General features: G+C 61.1%; 21 protein-coding genes. 9 read left to right on the top strand and 12 right to left on the bottom strand.

All coding sequences use genetic code 11. From position 1 onward, the window contains the following. Nucleotides 1-11: 11 nt before the first annotated feature. From ACYQ2W_RS03140 to ACYQ2W_RS03105, 8 genes are all read right to left on the bottom strand, one after another. The gene (locus tag ACYQ2W_RS03140; RefSeq protein WP_459863142.1) at nucleotides 12-482 is read right to left on the bottom strand and encodes a F0F1 ATP synthase subunit B; all 471 of its coding nucleotides are present in this window, start codon (nucleotides 480-482) and stop codon (nucleotides 12-14) included. A 69-nt stretch (nucleotides 483-551) separates the two neighbouring features. Further along, nucleotides 552-824, bottom strand: coding sequence for a F0F1 ATP synthase subunit C (atpE, locus tag ACYQ2W_RS03135; protein WP_459863141.1), 273 nt, complete (start codon nucleotides 822-824; stop codon nucleotides 552-554). Between the two features lie 56 nt (nucleotides 825-880). Continuing rightward, the gene (gene atpB, locus ACYQ2W_RS03130; RefSeq protein ID WP_459863140.1) at nucleotides 881-1,729 is read right to left on the bottom strand and encodes a F0F1 ATP synthase subunit A; all 849 of its coding nucleotides are present in this window, start codon (nucleotides 1,727-1,729) and stop codon (nucleotides 881-883) included. A gap of 21 nt (nucleotides 1,730-1,750) precedes the next feature. Further along, entirely contained in the window at nucleotides 1,751-2,140 is a 390-nt protein-coding gene (locus tag ACYQ2W_RS03125) for an ATP synthase subunit I (RefSeq protein ID WP_459863139.1), read from the bottom strand. Nucleotides 2,141-2,444: 304 nt separating this feature from the next. Continuing rightward, complete coding sequence (locus ACYQ2W_RS03120) at nucleotides 2,445-3,341, bottom strand: ParB/RepB/Spo0J family partition protein (RefSeq protein ID WP_459863138.1); 897 nt, start codon at nucleotides 3,339-3,341, stop codon at nucleotides 2,445-2,447. A gap of 138 nt (nucleotides 3,342-3,479) precedes the next feature. Beyond that, the gene (locus ACYQ2W_RS03115) at nucleotides 3,480-4,256 is read right to left on the bottom strand and encodes a ParA family protein (protein WP_459863137.1); all 777 of its coding nucleotides are present in this window, start codon (nucleotides 4,254-4,256) and stop codon (nucleotides 3,480-3,482) included. A 241-nt stretch (nucleotides 4,257-4,497) separates the two neighbouring features. Further along, a complete protein-coding gene (locus ACYQ2W_RS03110; RefSeq protein ID WP_459863135.1) occupies nucleotides 4,498-4,725 on the bottom strand; it encodes a sulfurtransferase TusA family protein in 228 nt (75 codons plus the stop codon). Continuing rightward, nucleotides 4,722-5,762: a tRNA (5-methylaminomethyl-2-thiouridylate)-methyltransferase gene (locus ACYQ2W_RS03105; RefSeq protein WP_459863134.1), complete on the bottom strand. Its 1,041-nt coding sequence runs from the start codon at nucleotides 5,760-5,762 to the stop codon at nucleotides 4,722-4,724. Before ACYQ2W_RS03105 ends, ACYQ2W_RS03110 begins: the two co-directional genes overlap by 4 nt. Nucleotides 5,763-6,494: 732 nt before the next feature. On the opposite strand from ACYQ2W_RS03105, the gene glyQ reads away from it, so the two are divergent. The 4 genes from glyQ to ACYQ2W_RS03085 all read left to right on the top strand — a co-directional run bounded on the left by glyQ (nucleotide 6,495) and on the right by ACYQ2W_RS03085 (nucleotide 10,843). Then, the gene (gene glyQ, locus ACYQ2W_RS03100; protein ID WP_459863133.1) at nucleotides 6,495-7,412 is read left to right on the top strand and encodes a glycine--tRNA ligase subunit alpha; all 918 of its coding nucleotides are present in this window, start codon (nucleotides 6,495-6,497) and stop codon (nucleotides 7,410-7,412) included. After that, complete coding sequence (glyS, locus tag ACYQ2W_RS03095) at nucleotides 7,409-9,475, top strand: glycine--tRNA ligase subunit beta (RefSeq protein ID WP_459863132.1); 2,067 nt, start codon at nucleotides 7,409-7,411, stop codon at nucleotides 9,473-9,475. Before glyQ ends, glyS begins: the two co-directional genes overlap by 4 nt. A gap of 85 nt (nucleotides 9,476-9,560) precedes the next feature. After that, nucleotides 9,561-10,103, top strand: a complete 543-nt coding sequence (gene gmhB, locus ACYQ2W_RS03090; protein WP_459863131.1) for a D-glycero-beta-D-manno-heptose 1,7-bisphosphate 7-phosphatase — start codon at nucleotides 9,561-9,563, stop codon at nucleotides 10,101-10,103. Between the two features lie 32 nt (nucleotides 10,104-10,135). Continuing rightward, nucleotides 10,136-10,843 (top strand): lysophospholipid acyltransferase family protein, encoded by a 708-nt coding sequence (locus ACYQ2W_RS03085; protein ID WP_459863130.1) that lies wholly within the window; start codon nucleotides 10,136-10,138, stop codon nucleotides 10,841-10,843. Between the two features lie 80 nt (nucleotides 10,844-10,923). Here the strand turns inward: ACYQ2W_RS03085 and gyrB are convergent, their stop codons facing one another. The 4 genes from gyrB to dnaA form a co-directional block, all read right to left on the bottom strand. Continuing rightward, nucleotides 10,924-13,341, bottom strand: a complete 2,418-nt coding sequence (gene gyrB / locus ACYQ2W_RS03080) for a DNA topoisomerase (ATP-hydrolyzing) subunit B (RefSeq protein WP_459863129.1) — start codon at nucleotides 13,339-13,341, stop codon at nucleotides 10,924-10,926. Nucleotides 13,342-13,418: 77 nt separating this feature from the next. Continuing rightward, complete coding sequence (gene recF / locus ACYQ2W_RS03075; RefSeq protein WP_459863128.1) at nucleotides 13,419-14,501, bottom strand: DNA replication/repair protein RecF; 1,083 nt, start codon at nucleotides 14,499-14,501, stop codon at nucleotides 13,419-13,421. Nucleotides 14,502-14,593: 92 nt separating this feature from the next. After that, nucleotides 14,594-15,694, bottom strand: coding sequence for a DNA polymerase III subunit beta (gene dnaN / locus ACYQ2W_RS03070; RefSeq protein ID WP_459863127.1), 1,101 nt, complete (start codon nucleotides 15,692-15,694; stop codon nucleotides 14,594-14,596). 216 nt (nucleotides 15,695-15,910) lie between these two features. After that, the gene (gene dnaA, locus ACYQ2W_RS03065; RefSeq protein ID WP_459863126.1) at nucleotides 15,911-17,260 is read right to left on the bottom strand and encodes a chromosomal replication initiator protein DnaA; all 1,350 of its coding nucleotides are present in this window, start codon (nucleotides 17,258-17,260) and stop codon (nucleotides 15,911-15,913) included. Between the two features lie 293 nt (nucleotides 17,261-17,553). On the opposite strand from dnaA, the gene rpmH reads away from it, so the two are divergent. The 5 genes from rpmH to mnmE all read left to right on the top strand — a co-directional run bounded on the left by rpmH (nucleotide 17,554) and on the right by mnmE (nucleotide 21,370). Beyond that, a complete protein-coding gene (gene rpmH / locus ACYQ2W_RS03060; RefSeq protein WP_459863125.1) occupies nucleotides 17,554-17,688 on the top strand; it encodes a 50S ribosomal protein L34 in 135 nt (44 codons plus the stop codon). Nucleotides 17,689-17,693: 5 nt separating this feature from the next. Next, nucleotides 17,694-18,056 carry a ribonuclease P protein component gene (gene rnpA / locus ACYQ2W_RS03055; RefSeq protein ID WP_459863124.1) on the top strand — a complete coding sequence of 121 codons (363 nt, stop codon included), beginning with the start codon at nucleotides 17,694-17,696 and terminating at the stop codon, nucleotides 18,054-18,056. Continuing rightward, nucleotides 18,041-18,286 (top strand): membrane protein insertion efficiency factor YidD, encoded by a 246-nt coding sequence (gene yidD, locus ACYQ2W_RS03050; RefSeq protein ID WP_459863123.1) that lies wholly within the window; start codon nucleotides 18,041-18,043, stop codon nucleotides 18,284-18,286. The genes rnpA and yidD overlap by 16 nt, the downstream gene beginning before the upstream one ends. After that, nucleotides 18,279-19,919, top strand: a complete 1,641-nt coding sequence (gene yidC / locus ACYQ2W_RS03045) for a membrane protein insertase YidC (protein WP_459863122.1) — start codon at nucleotides 18,279-18,281, stop codon at nucleotides 19,917-19,919. The genes yidD and yidC overlap by 8 nt, the downstream gene beginning before the upstream one ends. Before the next feature lie 101 nt (nucleotides 19,920-20,020). Next, the gene (mnmE, locus tag ACYQ2W_RS03040) at nucleotides 20,021-21,370 is read left to right on the top strand and encodes a tRNA uridine-5-carboxymethylaminomethyl(34) synthesis GTPase MnmE (protein ID WP_459863121.1); all 1,350 of its coding nucleotides are present in this window, start codon (nucleotides 20,021-20,023) and stop codon (nucleotides 21,368-21,370) included. The last annotated feature ends 2 nt before the right edge of the window (nucleotides 21,371-21,372 follow it).

Here is a 21,372-nt window from a genome sequence, read left to right as displayed (position 1 = left end):
GCTCAGCGCCCCTAGATCTGGGCGACCAGTTCGTCGAGCAGATCGGCGTGGGCCTTGGCGTCGATCTCGCGACCGATCACCTTGCCGGCACCGGCGACCGCCAGCTTGACCACCTCGGAGCGCAGTGCCTCGCGCGCCCGGTTGGCCTCCTGGTCGATCTCTGCGCGGGCGGCCTCGAGAAGACGCTCGCCTTCGGCGCGCGCGTCCTCCTTGGCCCCGTCGACGATCTCGCTGTGGCGCTTCTGGGCCTGGGCGATGATCTCTGCGGCCTGCTGCTTGGCCTCCTTGAGCACCTCTTTGGCCTTCGCTTCGGCCATCTGCTGCTCATGGACACCCCGCTCGGCAGCCGCCAAGCCGTCGGCGATGCGCTTCTTGCGGTCTTCCAGCATCGTGGTCATCGGGTCCCAGAGGAACTTCCAGATGAACCAGACGAGGACGCCGAAGGTGAGCATCTGCCCGATGAGGGTTGCGGTTACGTTCACGTTCGCACTCCTAATTCGTTGTTTCGGGCCGGTAAACCATGTAGGTCGGGGCTAACCGACCGGAGCGGTTTAGCCGTGGAGGGCGCCGACGAAGGGGTTGGCGAAAACGAACCACATGGCCATACCGAGCACGATCATCGGGAAGGCCTCCATCAGGCCGCCGGTGAACAGCATCTGACCCATCAACATGGGGCGCATCTCGGGCTGGCGGGCGATACCCTCGATGTACTTGGAGCAGATCAGGCCCCAGCCGAGGGCGGAGCCCAGACCGGCCGCAGCCAGGATGATGCCGACGCCGACGGCGGTATAAGCGTAAACAGTCGCGAGAATGGAAGCGTCCATTGGTCTCTCCTCAAGTTTTGGTTAAATGTTGAATGGTTGATAAAGGGAAATCGGGTTCAGTGATCGTCCGCGCCCTGGGAGGCCATGCTCAGATAGACGATGGTCAGCAGCATGAAGATGAAGGCCTGCAGGGTGATGACCAGGATGTGGAAGATCGCCCAGCCGCCGCCGAGCGGCCACTGCACCCACCAGGGCAGCAGCGCGATCAGCATGAAGATCAGCTCGCCGGCAAACATGTTGCCAAAGAGACGAAGGCCGAGAGAGACGGGCTTGGCGACCTCTTCGATGGTGGTCATCAGCACGTTGATCGGCATCAGGATGATCTTGGCGATCGGGTTGCTGGCGGCGAAGGGGTGGAAGAGGAACATCTTCACGTAGCCCACCGGACCCTTGGAACGCAGGTTATAGAAGATGATCAGGCCGAAGACGCTGAGCGCCATGGCGAAGGTGGTCCCCAGGTCGGTGGTCGGCACCACCTTGAGGTAGATGTGGTGGGGATCGATGCCGAGGACGTGTTCACCGAACATCGACGCCACCTTGGGCAGCAGGTCGACCGGCAGCAGGTCCAGGGCATTCATCAGGAACACCCACATGAAGATGGTCAGGCCGAGCGGACCGACCAGGCGGTCGTAGCCATGGAAGATCGATTTGACCTGGGATTCGACGAACTCCAGCACCACCTCGAGGATGTTCTGGATGCCACTGGGCTTGTCGGGATCGAGATTGCGGCCGACCAAATAGGCGGTAACCATCAGCAGCAGGGCGATGAGGCCGCCGAACAACAGCGTATCGATATTCCACGTCCAGAACCCCTCGCCAACGTGCCAGTTGGTCAGGTGGTGCTGGATGTAGGTTACCGGGTTGTCCGTGGCCGGGGCGTGCATTTCGGCGTGCAGTTCGCTCACGGGATCACTCCAATTTCAAACTTAATGAGAATTCTGTTGTCCGATCTGCCGGTCGCCGAAAAAGTAGGCGATCTGGGGCACGGCAAATCCGACGATGATGGCGATGGCGTTGAGCCCGAGGGCCGCGATGCCGACCGCCACCAGCGCAGGCGTCGCCAGGAAACGCATGGCGGCGCCGAAATAGAGTTCGGCCATCTGACGGGTGGCGTCACGATTCTGTGACGCGCGGGCCAGTTGGCGGGCGCTGATCAGCGAGTTGAACAGCGCGATGGCACCACCGAACAGGGCGGCGACCCCAACCATGCCCCCATGGTTGATATAGAAACCAATTGCCGTCAGCAGCGCCAGCGCGACCTGGATGATCATCAGCCTGCGCAGCGAGCCTTGCAGGACCTTGACGGCGTGACTCATGGTCCGTCGTTCCCGGGGACCGGCCGTGCCGATCCGGTTTGCCGATGGCCGGAGCTCGATCGACGGGGCCTAAGGGGACATTCCACCCGCACCAACGCGGCGGAGGGGAAACCTCCACCGGTTTTTTCAGGTGCGAATTCAGTCAAAAAACGGCGGGCAGTATAATGATCCGCTAATAGATGGTCAACGCTTTAAGGGGTCCATAGGAAAATTTTTGTAAGTAGTTTCCGACAGTTCCCCTCGGGTATCGCGTCGGCCAAACGGTGACGATACGGATCGCCATGAGACCTAAGAGGGTAGCCGTTTATTTAATCCGTGCAAGGATTCCATTCAACTCGTCGCTCGAGTCGTAGCTGATCACCAGTTTTCCCTTGCCCTTGTTGCCCGACTGGATCGCCACCTTGGCCCCGAGGCGGGAGCCGAGCTCCTCTTGGATTCGGCGCACCTCGTCGGCGACCGGTCGCGGCGCCTTCGGCTCCGGCGGATTCTGCAAACGCTTCACCAACTGCTCGGTCTCGCGCACGGTGAGGCCGCGGTCGGCCACCTTGCGAGCGGTCGCCGCCTGCAGTTCCGGCTCCAGCGCAAGTAGTGCCCGGGCATGCCCCATCTCCAGCCGACGCGTCTCCAACAACCGCTTCACCTCGTCGGTAAGATCGATCAGCCGCAGCAGATTGGAGACCGCGGCACGGGAGCGCCCCACCGCGTCGGCGGCCAGCTGGTGGGTCATGTCGAACTCGTCGATCAGCCGCTGCAGCGCATAGGCCTCCTCCAACGGGTTGAGGTTCTCGCGCTGAATGTTCTCGATCAGCGCCATGGCGACGGCCGCCTCGTCCGGCACCTCGCGCACCACTGCCGGGATCTCGGTCAGCCCCGCCAACTGGCTGGCTCGCCAGCGCCGCTCGCCGGCGATGATCTCGTAACGGCCGGCGGTGATCGGCCGCACCACGATGGGCTGGACCACCCCTTGGGCGCGGATCGAGGCGGCGAGCTCCTCCAGGCTGTCCGGGTCCATCACCATCCGCGGCTGATACTTGCCGCGCTGGATCAATTCCACCGAGAGCTGGCGCAGGGTATCGCCTTCGGCCTGCACTCCGCCGGTCTCGCCGACCGCACTCCCGTCGGCGGCACCCCGGGCCGCCGCCCCTTTCGCCCCGAGCAGCGCGTCGAGCCCACGGCCCAGCCCCCGTTTCTTCACCGCCATCGTCAGTCGTCTCTCGGTTCCGGATGGGAAGAGGAAGAGATCAACGCAAAGGCGCAAGGGCGCAAAGCGCCATAGCGAAGGGCTTTCCCCCCTTTCTTTGCGCCTGTGCCCCTTTGCGTTGAAAACTTCATCGTCGAATCAAGCCGCCACCGCATCGGCGCGGCGCAGGATCTCGCCGGCTAGCGCCAAATAGGCCATGGCGCCGCGCGAGGCCTTGTCGTAGTGGAGCACCGGGGTACCGAAACTGGGCGCCTCGGCCAAACGCACGTTGCGCGGGATCACGGTGTTGTAGACCTGCTGGCCGAAGTGCTCCACCAACTGGGCGGAGACCTCGTCCGCCAGATTCACCCGGGGATCGAACATGGTGCGCAGGATCCCCTCCACCCGCAGCCCCGGATTGACCGAATCGCGAATCTGTTCGATGGTGTCCATTAGCGCGGAGAGCCCCTCCAGGGCGTAGTACTCGCACTGCATCGGAATGATCACCCCCTCGGCCGCCACCATCGCGTTGAGGGTCAACATATTCAAGGAGGGAGGACAGTCGACCACGATGAAATCGTAGTCCCCATGCACCTTCTCCAGCGCCCCGCGCAGCCGCTGTTCCTTGAGCATCGCCCCCATCAACTCCACCTCGGCGGCGGTCAGGTCGCCATTGGCCGGCAGCAGGTCGAAGGCACCGTCGAGCACCGGCTGGCGTGCATCCGTCACCGTCGCCTCACCCAGCAACACCTCGCAGCTGGAACGCTCCAAGGCGTGCTTGTCGACGCCGCATCCCATGGTGGCGTTGCCTTGGGGATCGAGATCCACCAGCAACACCCGCTGTCGGGTGGCGGCCAGGGAGGCGGCGAGATTGACCGCGGAGGTGGTCTTGCCCACCCCGCCTTTCTGGTTGGCGACGGCGAAAATCTTGGCCATGAATCGTCCTAGCGCCCCGCGGGGCGGAAACAGGGATGTCCGGGGCGGGAAGCGCCAACCGGGCCGCCATTCTGCCAAGGCCTACGGGAAAAGGCGAATGTTTCACGCTTGGGCGTGAAACATTCGCCTTTTCCCGTAGATGGAGGAGGGGACCGGCACAGTAGGCCGAAGCGGTAGATGACCGCCGCAACGACGGATGGACAAGGCTCGGACGACATCGGAGCACCATGAGCTGGAAGGTTCACGATCCAACTTCAATGGTGACGACAATCTCGTCATCGTGTTCATCGATCTGCACCACACGGTGACCGTTGATGCGGCACCAGGTCGGTATATCGATCTTGACCCCGGGATCGGTGGCGGTAACTTCCAGGATGTCACCTACCTGCATCGCCGCGACCTTGTCTTGGGTGCGGATCACCGGCAGGGGGCAAAGGATGCGACGCGCATCCAGGGTTTCACGGTTCATACGTACCACTCCACCGGAATCGTTGGCGGGTACGGCACCACGTCGATTCGGTGGTCCGTCCCATCAGGATGGTGGACGACCACCGTCACCGAATCGCTGCCCTTTCCCTTGCCGAAGCGAGCGGTGAGACGGGCGGCGAGCTCCAGGTCCTCGTCGGTCGGCTCGCCATCGAGGAGCACAAGCGGACCGGTGTGGCTTTCAGCATGGAGATGGACGTACTGTTTGCGATATCCCTCCATGAAACGGTTCTCCCCTTCCTCCCGACCAACGATCAGCTTGAACCGTTCGTTAGGCCGGATATGACGTCCCACCTTGAGCAGCATGACGTCATCCAGGGTGTATTCGCGGGAGCCGCGGGTCTCCCACAGGTCCACCAGCTTCTTGGCATAGGATTCGTCGGTGAGGAAACAGCAGCCGCCGGCCGGTTGGGCGTAGTCCTCGATACCATACCGTTTGGCCAGAGCCATCTGCGGTTTGCGCGATCGGCCGGAGAAATCGAAAAGCGCATCGCGGTCCACCCAACCCTCGCGCTCCGGCTTGGTGGGGCGCAGATTCTTCGCGCATAACGGCCGCAGGAGCAGATCGTCCGCCCCCGACTCACGGGCTACCTTGGGCAGAGTGTCCTTGCGCTGGGACATCGGCCGCTGACCGATCACCTCGCCGGTGACGATGAAGTCAAAGCCATTCTTGCCGATCCATTCCACCGCCTTGTGAACCATGAAGATCTTGCAGTCGAGGCAGGGGTTCATATTGGCCCCGTAGCCGTATTTGGGATTGATCAACACATCCTTGTACTCCTCGGAGACATCGACGATGTGCAGCTTGATCCCCAAGGTCTCGACCACCCACAGGGCGTTGTTTCGCTTCGGCTTTTCCTTGTCCTGGCGACGGATGGCATGGGTGTGGCCCTCGACGCAGAAGCCGGTATAGAAGTTGATTCCCTCGACGTGGACGCCCTGTTCCATCACCACCCTGGTGGCCAACAGGGAGTCGAGGCCACCGGAGATCAGCGCCACAGCCTTACGTTGTTCGGTCATCGGAATTTGGTCCACTCGGAGGTAGGTCAGCTCGGTTACGGCGGTAGGCGGATACGGGAGTGGGGCACGGCCCCGCTCCCCCGCTCCCCCGCGCCGACTGAAGGATTGGTAGTGCAAAAGGGGGGCGAAGTCTATCGATTCCGCGAGGTGCCGACAAACCGGAAGCGGTCAGTGGCGAGACGATCCACCATCAACGCGTCGACGGGCGCATAGCGGAAACAGACCGGAGAGGATCAGGCACTTTGTCCGTATAGTCGGTGCCATCAGCCGCTACTTGACGCGAACCCCGCCGTAGCCAATCCGTAGCAGAATCCGCGCCAGGGCCCGGTGCATTTCCCGTCCCTACAAAGGTATACTTCGCCCTTCGCCTGAACCTCTGGTGGGCCGTGCGGAAAATAATGTAACTCTCGGCGTCCCGCTAATGCGCCAACGCAAGACGCATTCCGCCGGCAATGGCGAGTCCTTGCCAAGGAGTGCAACGCGGCCTTGGCGCATCGGCGGGGCGCCCTCCGGGCCGGTCCACGAACTCCATCGGCGGTGTCCCCTACAGGGGGTGTAGGGGAGGGGCGTGAGCAGGACGCGGTAGCCTTGCGCCATCTTGAGGCAGGGCGGCCACCCCGGCGAAGGCGCGCCTCGCCGATGAAGCTCGTGGACCGGCTGAGAGTTACATTGTTTTCCGCACGGCCCACTGACGTTCGATCCGTACACCCCCAATAGCGAATCCTTCGAACCATGAAACGCGACGTCTCCACTTTCCAGGGAATGATCGGTGCCCTCAACGACTACTGGTCGGAGCGGGGCTGCGTGCTGGTCCAGCCCCTCGACATGGAGGTCGGCGCGGGTACCTTTCACCCCGCCACCTTCCTGCGCGCCATCGGTCCGGAGCCGTGGGCCGCGGCCTACGTTCAGCCCTCCCGCCGTCCCACCGACGGGCGCTACGGCGAAAACCCCAACCGCCTGCAGCACTACTACCAGTACCAGGTGGTGATCAAGCCCTCGCCGCTGGAGATTCAGGAGCTCTACCTCGATTCGCTGCGCGCCCTGGGGATCGACCCGCTGATTCACGACATCCGCTTCGTCGAGGACAATTGGGAATCCCCCACCCTCGGCGCCTGGGGCCTCGGTTGGGAGGTGTGGCTCAACGGCATGGAGGTGACCCAGTTCACCTACTTCCAGCAGGTCGGAGGCCTCGACTGCTCCCCCGTGACCGGCGAGATTACCTACGGCCTGGAGCGCATCGCCATGTACCTGCAAGGGGTGGAGAGCGTCTATGATCTCACCTGGACGGATGGTCCCATGGGCCGGATCAGCTACGGTGACGTCTACCACCAGAACGAGGTGGAGATGTCTTCATTCAACTTCGACCATGCGCCGGTGGAGGCGCTGTTCGGCTGGTTCGACACTTGCGAGGCGGAGTCCCACAAGCTGATCGAGGCCGGGCTTCCGCTGCCGGCCTATGAAATGGCGCTGAAGGCATCCCACACCTTCAACCTGTTGGATGCGCGCTCGGCCATCTCGGTCACCGAGCGGCAGCGTTTCATCCTGCGGGTCCGCGGCATGGCCCGCGCGGTGGCACAGGCCTACTACGAACGACGGGAGTCCCTCGGGTTCCCGATGCTGGGCGATGGGAAAGGGGAGGACGCGCAATGAGCGAACGTCGCGATCTGCTGGTCGAGATCGGCACCGAGGAGCTGCCGCCGAAGGCGCTGCCCACCCTCTCCCGCGCCTTCGGCGCGGAGCTGCGCAACGCCCTCACCCAGGCCGGAGTCACCCACGGCGAGGTCGTTCTCTACGCCGCGCCAAGGCGTCTAGCCGTTCTGATCAAGGAAGTCGGTACTCACCAACCCGATCGTGTCCAGGAACGACGAGGGCCTGCCGTACAGGCGGCCTTCGACGACGACGGCAACCCCACCAAGGCGGTTCAAGGCTTCGCCCGCTCCTGTGGCGTGGAGGTCTCCGCCCTCGAGAGGATGGAGACCGCCAAGGGCACGTGGCTGGTCTTTCGCCAGACGGTCACCGGCCAACCCACCCGCGAGCTGGTGCCGGCGATGGTGGAGTCGGCGCTCGCCGCCCTGCCCATCCCCAAGCGGATGCGTTGGGGCGATCGAAAGGAAGAGTTCGTTCGCCCGGTCCATTGGGTGGTGATGCTCCTCGGCGAGGAGTTGATCGAAGGCTCGGTGATTGGTGTCACCTCCGGCCGCCACACCCGCGGCCACCGCTTCCACCACCCGGAACCCCTCTACCTCGGGGAGGCGGCGGCCTACGCGCCGCTGCTCGAGAGCGAAGGACGGGTGATCGCCGATTTCTCCGCCCGCCGCGAGGCGATTCGTGCCCAGGCGATGGAGGCCGGCAGACGGCTGGGCGGCGTCGCAGTGATCGACGAGGCACTTCTCGACGAGGTGACCGCACTGGTGGAGTGGCCGGTGGCGGTCGCCGGAGGATACGAGGAGAAGTTCCTGGAGGTCCCCGCCGAGGCCCTCATCTCCTCCATGGAAGGGCATCAGAAGTATTTCCCGGTGGTGGACGACGGGGGGTGCCTGCTACCCCACTTCATCACCATCGCCAACATCGAAAGCAAGGACATCGAGCAGGTCCGCGCCGGTAATGAGCGGGTCATCCGCCCGCGGCTGTCGGATGCCGCCTTCTTCTGGGAACAGGACCGCAAGCACGGCCTGGAGTGCCACCAGGCGGGTCTCAAGAAGATGGTCTATCAGGACAAGCTGGGGACCCTGTTCGACAAATCCCAACGGGTGGCCGGGCTCGCCGCTCACATCGCCGGCTTGATCGGGGGCGAAGGCCCCGCCGCGGCCCGCGCCGCCGAACTGGCAAAGTGCGATCTGCTCACCCAGATGGTGTTCGAGTTCCCCGAACTGCAGGGGATCATGGGACGCTACTACGCGCAGCACGCCGGAGAGCCGGAGGAGGTGTGCGCCGCCCTGGAAGAGCAGTACTGGCCGCGCTTCTCCGGCGATCAGTTGCCACAGAGCCCCACCGGCATGGCCCTCGCGTTGGCCGACCGGCTGGACTCCCTCACAGGCATCTTCGGCGCCGGCCTCAAGCCGAGCGGCGACAAGGACCCCTACGCCCTGCGCCGTGCGTCGCTTGGGGTACTGCGGATCCTGGTGGAGCGAAACCTCGAACTGGATCTGGAGGCGCTGCTTCGCGAAGCCCAGAGCCAACTGCCTATCGCCGTGGATGTCGCCGACGAGGTCTACGGTTACATGATGGAGCGCCTGCGGGGCTACTACCATGACGGTGGGTTTGGCGGGGATCTGTTCGACGCTGTGCTGGCGCGGCGCCCTTCCACTTTGGCGGATTTCGACAAGCGGATCCATGCGACCCGGGATTTCATGCTACTCCCGCAAGCGGAGAGCCTCGCCGCGGCAAACAAGCGAATCCGCAACATTCTCAAGCAGGCGGAGGAGGAACGCAGCGAGCTGGCTCCGGAGCTGTTCACGGAGGCGGCGGAGCGAGCGCTCTCCACGCGCCTGCTCACCCTTGCCGAAGAGGTCGATCCGCTATTCGACCGACGGGAGTACCAGGCGGCGCTCTCCCGGCTTGCGGAGCTTCGTGATCCCGTTGACCGTTTCTTCGACGAGGTGATGGTTATGGCGGACGATCCCCGCGAGCGCGGCAATCGAATCGCACTGCTGAGACGGATGAACGATCTCTTCCTACGGGTCGCCGATCTCTCCCAGATTCAGGGCAACTAGTCTTCGGAGCAACACGATGGCGGGTCGAGGCACTGGAACGACGGGAGGAGAGCCCCCTTTCGAAGGGAGTAGCACCACGGCTCGGTTGGTGATTCTCGACCGGGATGGGGTGATCAACTACGACTCCGACGATTTCATCAAGACGCCGGACGAGTGGCAGCCTCTCCCGGGAAGTCTGGAAGCGATCGCCCGCCTCACCCACGCTGGATACCGGGTGGTGGTGGTCAGCAATCAGTCCGGGGTCGCGAGGGGCCTTTTCGACATCGAAACACTGCTCGCGATCCACGAGAAGATGCACAAGATGGTCGGCGAACAGGGCGGAGTCATCGAGGCCGTCCTCTTCTGCCCCCATGGTCCCAAGGAGAACTGCAACTGCCGCAAGCCCCGTCCGGGGCTCTTCCGCGAGTTGGCCTCCCGGCTACACATGGATCTCACCGACGTCCCCGCCATCGGAGACTCCCTACGCGACCTTCAGGCCGCCCGCAGCGTTGGGGCCCAGCCGATTCTGGTACTCACCGGAAAGGGGAAAAGGACCTTCGAGGAGAGTGCCGACGAACTGACCGGCATCCCGATCTTCGACGATCTCGCCTCCTTCGCCGATGCCCTCCTGATGCCCCATTTGGACTAGATAAACGGCTTTTAGTTCAAAGAGTTGAATAGATGATTCTGATTCGTTCGGCACTCTTCAATTGCGGTTTGCTGGGCTCGGCGATCTTTTTCTCCCTGCTCACACCCCTTCTGTTGCCTTTCCCGTACTCCATCCGTTTCAACATTATCAAGGGATTCGCCCTCTTCAATGTTGCCTCTCTAAAGTGGTTGTGCGGCGTGGGCTACCGAATCGACGGGCTGGAAAATCTGCCGGCGGGACCGGGCGTGCTGCTCTCCAAGCATCAGTCGGCATGGGAGACCCTCGCTTTCCAGAAATTCTTTCCGCCCCACAGTTGGCTGCTGAAGAGAGAATTGATCTGGATCCCGTTTCTCGGCTGGGGGCTGTGGATGATGAGAGCCATCGCCATCGACCGAAGCGCTGGTCGAAAAGCGCTCAAGTTACTGATTGAAAAAGGAAAGAAGCGCCTACAGCAAGGTCAATGGGTAATGATATTTCCTGAAGGCACGCGCGTCCCACCCGGTACTCGGGGAACCTACCATCAGGGCGGAGCCGTACTCGCCAGCAAGGCCGCTGTCCCGGTCGTACCGATCGCTCACAACGCCGGACAATTCTGGCCCAAGGGAAGCTTTCTAAAATATCCGGGCACCGTCCGGATCGTCGTCGGACCAGCGATCGATCCAGCCGGGAAGAGCTCGTCGGAGATCACTCGGGAAGTGGAGGAGTGGATCGAGAGCAAGATGGAAGAAATTTCCAGCTGATCCGTAGAAAAGGGGCTTGAAAGCCCCTTTTCTACGGAATTCTTACGGGGATTTTTCACCCGTTACCCAGATAACAGATATCAAATATCGAGATTGGACACCGACAAAGCGTTCTTTTCGATGAAATCGCGCCGGGGCTCCACCTGCTCTCCCATCAACGTGGTGAAGATCTCATCAGTACCTATTCCATCCTCGATCCGAACCTGAAGCAGGCGGCGGGTATCGGGGTTCATGGTTGTCTCGGAAAGCTGTTCAGGGTTCATTTCGCCAAGCCCCTTGTAGCGCTGAATCCCCAGACCCCGCTTTCCCTCGTCCATCAACCACTCCATGGCGCCACGGAAGCTCCTGACCGGTTGTTCCTTCTCTCCTCGACGCACCATTGCCCCGTCGCCGATCAATCCATCCAATTTTTCCGCCAGCGCAGCGATGCGCGTGTACTCCGATGACGAGAAGAAGGCGCGATCCAGACGGTGGGCAACAACGACCCCGTGGCTTCGTTTGGTCACTTCGAAGATCGACTCCCCCTCCTCTTCTCGCACCATCGAACCGGAGAAATAGGCTTTCGGACTACTCATCTCGTTGAGCCTCCCGCGCAGCTCGCCATACCACTCCTCCATGGTCTGCGGATCATCCAACTGACTCGATCGAATTGCAGGCAAGGATATCAACTGCTCCAGTACCTCTTGGTGGTATCGCCTAGAGAGTCGGGCAATCATCGCCATGACCGCCAAATACTCTCGCGCCAACTCCTCCAGCGCCGACTCGCTCAATACCGCGCCTCCTGTCGCCACCTCAATAGAGGCGTTGTTGAGCGCCAACTGGAGCAGGTGAGCAGAGAGTTCCGCGTCGTCCTTCACATAGCGCTCCCGTTTCCCCTTGCTTACCTTATAGAGTGGCGGTTGGGCAATATAGACGTGGCCACGTTCGATCAGCTGCGGCATCTGCCGATAGAAGAACGTGAGCAGCAGGGTTCGGATATGAGAACCGTCCACGTCGGCATCGGTCATGATGATAATGCGGTGATAGCGCAATTTATCGGGATCGAACTCCTCGCTACCGATACCGGTCCCCAGCGCAGTGATCAGCGTCGCAACCTCTTGGGAGGAGAGCATTTTGTCGAAACGGGCCTTCTCTACGTTGAGGATCTTTCCCTTCAACGGAAGAATCGCCTGATGCCGGCGATCACGCCCCTGCTTGGCGGAGCCGCCGGCGGAGTCACCCTCCACCAGGAAGAGTTCGGATAGGGCGGGATCCTTCTCCTGGCAATCGGCCAATTTTCCGGGAAGCCCGGCGGTATCCAACGCGCCCTTGCGACGGGTCATGTCCCGAGCCTTGCGCGCGGCCTCCCGCGCCCGCGCCGCCTCCACGATCTTTCCGACAATGGACTTGGCATCGGCAGGATTTTCCAACAAATACTCGCTCAGTTTCTCCGCCAAGGTGGACTCCACCACCGGCTTCACTTCGGAAGAGACCAACTTGTCCTTGGTTTGCGATGAGAACTTCGGGTCCGGAACCTTTACCGAAAGGATTGCGGTCAATCCCTCGCGGGCGTCCTCCCCACTCATGTTCACCTTGGCCTTTTTCGCAATTCCCTCCTGCTCGATGTACTGGTTGAGGGTGCGGGTCAAGGCCGCGCGAAATCCGGCAATGTGAGTACCGCCATCCCGCTGCGGAATATTATTGGTAAACGCGTAGACGTTCTCTTGGTAGGAGTCGTTCCATTGCATCGCGACCTCTACCTCGATCCCCTCCTTCCCGGTCATCCGATAGTGAAAGACATTGCCATTCAACGGGGTCTTGGTTCGATTGAGGTGTTCGACAAAAGAGCGAATTCCACCTTCATATTCGAAATGATCGCACTTCGGCTCCTCTTCCCGCTCATCGGTCAGCGTGATGGCGACGCCGGAGTTGAGAAAAGAGAGCTCCCGCAAGCGTTTGGCGAGGATCTCATAATGGAATTCGATGTTGGTGAATATCTTGTCACTGGGCTTGAAGCGAACCTCGGTACCCGTGCTGTCTGCCTCACCGACCTCTTCAAGAGGAGCCTGCGGTTCGCCCAGGCGATAGATCTGTCGATAAAGTTTTCCACCCCGGCGAATCGTCAACACCAGTTCGTCAGACAGCGCGTTGACCACCGACACCCCCACACCATGGAGCCCTCCGGACACCTTATAGGAGTTGTCGTCGAATTTGCCGCCCGCATGAAGGACCGTGAGGATCACCTCGGCAGCGGAACGTCCCTCCTCCGGATGGATGTCCACCGGAATACCGCGACCATTATCCGTAACAGTGACTGACTCATCGCGGTGGATCGTAACGGTAATATTGGAGCAGTAACCAGCCAGCGCCTCATCGATCGAGTTGTCCACCACCTCGAACACCATGTGGTGCAGACCCGTTCCGTCATCCGTATCGCCGATATACATGCCTGGACGCTTCCGAACGGCATCCAATCCCTTTAGAACTTTGATATTCGATGAGTCGTAGGTGTCGGTCATGATGTTTTCTGTACCAGGGGGAAAGCGGGCTCATTATATCAGGTTACCAACCTGTCCGGTTCAGACCTCCACCGGATTCAATGGGATACGCCGGCGGTGACCTCTCCGTGTTTCACGTGAAACACTTTTGGTTTTGCTGCGAGGGTGGCTGTCCCCGAAGGGATGTCCGTCCCGGTAACAAACAGCTGTGTGTGTAGACGGGTGAGAACCTCAAGCACCCGCGCTTGGTTGTCGGCATCCAGTTCCGCCGCCAGGTCGTCGAATAACAGAACACTGCTGGCGCCGTTCTCCCTCTTCAGTAGATCGACAATTCCAAGGATCATGGAAAATACCAGAAGCTTAGTCTGGCCCCGAGACAACTGCTGGCGGGAACTCAGCTGGGGAGTCTCAACGGTAATGTTCACGCCATGAGGACCCGTCCTGGTAAACCCTAGCTGCCGGTCCCGGTGGATGGACTCTTCGAGTATTCGATACAACTCCCCAGCGTCGTTCCATCCAGCCCGATAGTGAAGCGACGCGGTAAACCCGAGCAGAACACTGCTCATTTTCCGCAATGAGACGTTGAAGCGATCGATGAAGCTACGTCGCTCAGTATCCAGCCGTTCACCGCGCTCAGCCAGTTCCCGCGTCCACAGGGAAAGCTGGCTGGCACTACCTCGGAGCGATGCGTTTCGCTGGCGAAGCACCTTTCGGTACTCAGCCCACGCCTCCCTTCCATTTCGTTTCACGTGAAACATTCCCCAATCGACAAATTGCCGGCGGTACTTCGGTCCACCCTCCACCAGTCGGTAGCTCTCTCCATTGATCAGTGCGAGAGGGAACAGTGCCAGGACCTCCTCCCGCCGGGATATTGCTTGCCCATCCATCCGTCCGTCCAAGCCTTTGACTCCGCGAACCTTGCGATACCCGATCAGATGAGTCGAATCGGCATCGCTGGAGAACCGCCCGCGGACCAGGAAGCCAGAGCGATCCAGTTGAATCGCGTGGGAGAGTTGGGCCGTGCGGAAGGATCTGCCACGTCCGAGGAGGTAGATCGCCTCCAGCACGCTGGTCTTGCCACTACCGTTGGGACCAAGAAGCAGGTTGACCGACGGATCGAGCTCGAGCGTTGCGTTCTCGATATTGCGAAAATTCTCCAGATAGAGCTCGTTGACCTTCATGGTGTCTCGAGTGCGAGTTAACAGGAATTGCGGCGTGAAAAAGCCCCCGTTAAAGGGGGCCTTGAAGAAGCGAATCGTCGTTCCCGAGCGATTTACAGATGCATTGGCATCACCACATATCTGCAGTCCTCGCTTTGCGTGCCGCCGATCAAACAACTGCTGTTCTGGTCACTGAGCCGGATACTCACGTCTCCGTCGTCGATGACGCTAAGCGCGTCCACCAGATAATTGACGTTGAAGCCGATCTCCATAGCGCTCCCGTCGTAAGAGACTTCCAGCTCCTCCTCGGCCTCCTCCAGTTCCGGATTCTGGGCTTGAATACGGAGCCGGTTGCCGTCCAGATCGAGACGAACGCCACGGTATTTCTCGTTGGAGAGAATGGCCGTGCGCTGAAGCGCGCTGCGAAGTACCTCCCTTTCCGACTGCAGTGTCCGGCTAGCGTTCGTCGGCATGACCCGTCGGTAATCGGGAAATTTTCCATCGATCAGCTTGGAGGTGAAACGGAAGTTGGACTGTTGGATTCGTATGTGGTTTTCATCTACCGCCACTTCGATCGTCGAGTCTCCCCCGTCCAACAGACGACTCAGTTCCATGATGCCCTTGCGGGGAACGATGACCTGTCGACTGGGTGAAAAACCGAAACCTCCACGTATTTCGCATAGCGCCAGCCGGTGACCGTCGGAGGCCACCGCTCGAAGCTCGTCTCCCGTCATTTCCAACATCAGACCATTGAGGTAGTAGCGGACGTCCTGCTGGGCCATGGCAAAGGAGGTCTTGTCGATCAATCGCTTGAAGGCCCCCTCTTCGACCGTGAAGGTGGAGGGGTTGCTGAGGGAGTCGACGACAGGAAAATCATCGGGGGGGAGAATCGACAAGGTGAATCGGCTACGTCCCGCTTTGACGACCACTCGCTCGTCTTCCTTGTCGACCGTAATCGCCGCGCCTTCGGGTAACGCCTTGCAGATATCGAAGAGCTTACGAGCAGGAACCGTTGTTTTCCCCTCCTCCTCGATATCCACGTCGATACCGGCCGACAGCTCGACTTCAAGGTCCGTGGTAACCATACCGATCGATCCATCCTTCGCGTCGATCAACACGTTGGAGAGAATGGGCAGTGTCTGCCGACGTTCAACGACTCCGATTACGGATTGAAGAGGCTTTAGCAACGCTTCTCGGTTGATGGTGAATTTCATGGCACTTCATTAAAAAAGAATGAGAAATAAAGACTTGTTGTTACTGTTAGGCCGTGGCCCAACTGTGGAAAACTCAACATATCCTTTTAAAAACATAGGATTAGAGTGAAGTTTCCGTCTGATGAATCCGTTGGGATCCGGTGGATGAGCTGTGCGCATCTTGTGGATAACTTCCCTGTCGGCCACTTGTAGCAGGTTTTCTACAACATATCCACATCATGTCGACAGGATCCTCAACATGTTGGAGTAGTCCTCTTCAACCTGGGGATCGGAGTCGCGCAGCTCCTGAACCTTTTTGCAGGCGTGGATCACCGTGGTGTGGTCGCGGCCGCCGAAGGCGTCTCCGATCTCCGGTAGACTGTGATTGGTCAGCTCCTTGGACAGCGCCATGGCGATTTGACGGGGGCGGGTAACGGAGCGGCTGCGACTCTTCGAAAGCAGGTCGGCGACGCGAACCTTGTAGTACTGCGCTACCGTCTTCTGGATGTTGTCCATGGTTACCAAGCGTTCGTGGAGGGCCAACAGGTCGCGTAGTGCTTCCTTGACCAGGGCAAGTGAGATCGGCTTCCCGGTAAAGGTAGTGTGGGCGATGATGCGCCGGAGGGCCCCCTCCAGTTCCCGGATGTTGGAGCGGATCCGTTGTCCAACGAACTGCGCGACGTCATAGGGCATATGCACCCCCATGATTTCGGCCTTGCTCATGACAATGGCGATGCGGGTTTCCGTGTCCGGGGGTTCGATGGCGACCGATAGCCCCCAGCCGAAACGGGACTTCAGCCGCTCTTCCACTCCGTCCACTTCCTTCGGATAGCGGTCGCAGGTGAGGATGATCTGCTGCTGACCTTCGAGCAGCGCATTGAAGGTATGGAAGAACTCCTCCTGGGAGCGCTCCTTGCCGGCGAAGAACTGGATGTCGTCGATCAACAGCGCATCGACCGAGCGATAGAGTCGCTTGAACTGGTCGATGGTGTTGTGTTGAAGGGCCTTTACCATGTCCACGACGAATCGCTCGGAATGGAGGTAGACCACTTTGGCACGGGGGCGTAGCGAGAGGATGCCGTTGCCGACCGCGTGCATCAGATGGGTCTTGCCGAGACCGACGCCACCATAGATCACCAACGGGTTGTAGGCGCCCCCCGGGTTTTCCGCGACCTGCTCGGAGGCGGCCTTCGCCAGCTGATTGGATTTACCGACGACAAATGCATCGAAATTGAAATTTGGATTGAGATTGCTACTGACCGCCATTTCGGGTTCGCGACGGCCGATCGTGTCGGTGACTCCCCGCTCGTCTTCTTTCCGGGGTGCATTGGATATGGCGGGCTGAAAACTGCCGACCTCGATACGAACCAGCGGCGCCTGAATCCCGGCGGTCTGTTCAACCAGTTGGATGATGCGCGGGTAGAACTGCTTCTTGATCCGGTCGAGGACGAAATCGTTGGGGGCGAGGAGTCGAAGCACTCCGTTTCCCTCGACTGCCTGCAGCGGTCGAAGCCAGGTGTTGAAATCGAGTTCGGGCAACTCCTGTTGAAGATCCCCGAGACAGCGCTGCCAGAGCGGACTGTTCAAAGCGCTCCTCTCCTTAAACCGGCGGATGATTGGGTTGGTCTCGACGAAGTGAATCCCGGAAATTCGACGGAACCAATTCCCGGGTCGTCCAGTCTATCCCGCAACGCTGTGGCGAACTAGTAGCCCGTCGATACTCGGTTCGATCCGTGCCTGGTGGACCCGGGCGGGAGCACCCGCCTGAGCGTTCGCTCCGTTTTTCCTGGTTGCGACGATCATTTTGATTGACACCCTGAAGTCTCCCCAATACACTACGCGGCTCCGAATTTTCCGGCCCAATTTCTGGATTCATCACCATGAAACGTACTTTTCAGCCCAGCGTCCTGAAGCGCAAGCGCACCCACGGTTTTCGTGCCCGCATGGCCACCAAGAACGGCCGGAAGGTGTTGAAGGCGCGTCGTTCCAAGGGTCGCGCCAGCCTCTCCGTCTGATTCGTTTGGCGGACGATACCCGGTTTCCACGGGCGGCCCGGCTGCTGCGTCCGGGCGAATTCCAGGCAGTATTCAAACAGGCGTTGCGCTCAGGCGACGCCTGCTTTACCGTGCTCGGGCGTTCCACCGGCAATCCTTTCGCGCGCCTCGGTCTCGCCGTCTCCAAGAAGGCTGCCGGCAACGGGGTAGGCCGGAATCGGTTGAAGCGGATTGTCCGTGAGTCGTTTCGCCGGACCCGCGGTCGGCTGGCCGATCTCGATATTGTCGTGCTTGCCAAGCCGACTGCGCGGACCACGAGCAACGCGGACCTCTTCCGCTCCCTGGAGCGACACTGGGAAAGGCTGATCGGCCAATGCAAAGGCTCCTGACCATACTGATCCGCGCCTACCAGTACCTGTTGAGCCCCTTCATCGGCCAGCACTGCCGCTTCCATCCCTCCTGCTCCAACTATACCCTGGAGGCCATCCAGACCCACGGCGCGCTCCGTGGCGGCTGGCTTGGTCTTCGCCGCCTCCTCCGCTGCCATCCCTGGCATCCGGGTGGTTTCGACCCGGTGCCCGACAAGAAACCCCACCATCCCAAGTGCACCCATGGATAACCAACGGCTGATCCTCTTCGTCGCCTTTTCGTTCATCTTGCTGTTTATCTGGCAACAGTGGAAGATCGATTACGGCCCGCGCCCGCCCGCCGCGGCGACCACCCAGGCCCCCTCCCCCGTCAAGGCCGAGTCGGCCACCTCCCCGATATCCGACGCCGACACCGATCTGCCCGGCACTCCGGCTACCGCCGATCTGCCGGCCGCGGCAAAGCCCGCCGCTTCCACCGGCAAGCGGATCCTGGTGGTCACCGACATGCTGGACCTGGAGATCGACACCGTCGGCGGCACCGTTCGTCGGGCGGACCTGCGCCACTACCCCGTCTCCATCGACGACCCCACCCCGTTCCGTCTGCTGGACGACGAGAAGATCTTCCACGTCGCCCAATCGGGTCTGCTCGGCAGCAACGCCCCGGACCACCACGCCCACTACACCGCCGAGCAGGAGGAGTACCGCCTCGCCGACGGTAGCGACACCCTGGTGGTGCCGCTGGTCTGGCATGGAGAGAACGGGGTGACCGTCACCAAGCGGTTCGTCTTCCATCGCGGCGCCTACGACGTCGAGGTGGAGCACGTCGTGAACAACGCCGGTGGTGCGCCGTGGAGTGCCCGCCAGTATCGCCAGCTGCAGCGCACCGATCCCGGCAGCGCATCGATGTTCCTGTATACCTACACCGGCGGGGCCATCTATAGCCCGAAGGACAAATACGAGAAGATCAAGTTCCCCAAGATGAAGGAGCACGATCTCTCCCGTGAGATCCAGGGTGGCTGGGCGGCGATGATCCAGCACTACTTCGTCGTCGCCTGGATCCCGCAGTCGGAAGAGAGCGATCACTACTACGCCAAGTCACTCTCCGGTGGCCGCTACGCCATCGGCATGGTCTCCCCCGAGGCGAGTGTTCCCGCGGGTGGCGAGCACACCTATACCAGCAAGCTCTTCACCGGTCCGAAGATCCAGAAGATGATGGCCGACTTGGCTCCCGGTCTGGACCTGACCGTCGACTACGGCATCCTCACGGTCATTGCCAAACCACTCTTCGGGTTGATGAACTGGCTGCACGGCGTCTTCGGCAACTGGGGTTGGGCGATCATCACCGTCACCCTGATGCTCAAGCTGCTCTTCTACAAGTTGAGCGAGACCAGCTACAAGTCGATGGCCAACATGCGCAAGCTGCAGCCGCGGCTGCAGAAGCTCAAGGAGCTGTACGGCGACGACAAGCAGAAGATGAACGAGAAGATGATGGAGATCTACAAGACCGAGAAGATCAACCCGCTGGGTGGTTGTCTCCCGATCGTGGTGCAGATCCCGGTGTTCATCGCCCTCTACTGGGTGCTGCTGGAGACCGTGGAGATGCGTCAGGCGCCGTGGATCCTGTGGATCAACGATCTCTCCACCAAGGATCCCTACTACGTGCTGCCGGTCATCATGGGCATCACCATGGTGATTCAGCAGAAGCTCAACCCGGCGCCGATCGACCCGTTGCAGGCCAAGATCATGATGACCCTGCCCCTGGTCTTCACTGTCTTCTTCGCCTTCTTCCCCTCAGGTCTGGTGCTCTACTGGGTCGTCAACTCGGGGCTCTCCATCGCCCAGCAGTGGGTGATCACCAAGCGCATCGAGGCGGCCAATACCTAAGAAAAAGATGTCCGCAAATGAGAGGAAAATGAACGCAAATAGGGGATTCAGCCTCCTCGATTTACGTTCATTTGCGTTCATTTGCGGACCTTTTTTTCTGCATGGTCGATAACGACACCATCGCGGCGATTGCCACGCCCCCGGGGCGTGGCGGCGTGGGGATCATCCGTCTCTCCGGCCCGGCGGTCCCCGACATCGCCCCGGCCCTCCTCGGCCATCTTCCCCCTTCCCGCCACGCCGGCTATCGTCCCTTTCGCGACGCTGACGGCGATCCCATCGACCACGGTATCGCCCTCTATTTTCCGGCCCCCAACTCCTTCACCGGTGAGGAGGTGTTGGAGTTGCAGGGTCATGGCGGACCGGTGGTGATGGACCTGCTGCTCCAGCGCTGCCTCGTCCTCGGCGCCCGCCTCGCCCGCCCCGGCGAATTCTCCGAGCGAGCCTTCCTCAACGGACGCATGGACCTCGCCCAGGCGGAAGCGGTGGCCGATCTGATCGACAGCGGCAGCGAGACGGCCGCCCGTGCCGCCTTGCGCTCGCTGGAGGGGGCGTTTTCCGAGCGGGTCCATCAGCTGACCGAGTCGCTGATTGGCCTACGCATGTACGTGGAGGCCGCCCTCGACTTTCCGGAGGAGGAGATCGATTTCCTCTCCGACGGAAAAGTGAGTACTGACTTATCCTCCATCCAGAGCGAGATAAGGGACCTCCGTGCTTCCACCCGTCAAGGTTGCCTGCTCCGCGAGGGGATGACCCTGGTCATCGCCGGCCGCCCCAACGCCGGCAAGTCGAGCCTGCTCAACCGGTTGGCGGGCCGGGAATCGGCCATCGTCACCGAGATTCCCGGCACCACCCGCGACCTGCTGCGCGAGGAGATCCAGCTCGACGGCATGCCGCTCCACGTCATCGATACCGCCGGTCTGCGCGAGACCGACGACCCGGTGGAACGGGAGGGGGTGCGGCGGGCGTGGGGCGCGATCGAAAAGGCCGATCGACTGCTGGTGGTGGTGGATGACCGGATCGGCATTGCCGAGGAGGAATGGGCAATCGTTGCCAGGCTCCCCGAACGTTTGCCGGTCACCGTCGCCCGCAACAAGATCGACCTCACCGGTGTTCAGCCGTTCGAGCGGGACGGCGAATTGGGGAGGGAGATCGGCCTGTCGGCGAAACAGGATCTCGGCATCGATCGGCTGCGCCGTCACCTCGAGGAGACCATGGGTTACCAACGTGGGGAGGAAGGGGCCTTCATCGCCCGCCGCCGCCACCTCGACGCCATCGACCGGGCCGACCGCGCCCTGGCCGCCGGCAATGAGGTGTTCCACGCCACCGGTGCCGGGGAACTGCTTGCCGAGGAGCTGCGTGCCGCCCAGGAGGCGCTCAGTGAGATCACTGGTGAATTCTCCTCCGACGACCTTCTCGGCCGGATCTTCTCCTCGTTCTGTATCGGGAAATAGAC

It is taken from the genome of Endothiovibrio diazotrophicus, assembly GCF_054657215.1.
This window is presented reverse-complemented; position numbering and strand designations above follow the sequence as displayed.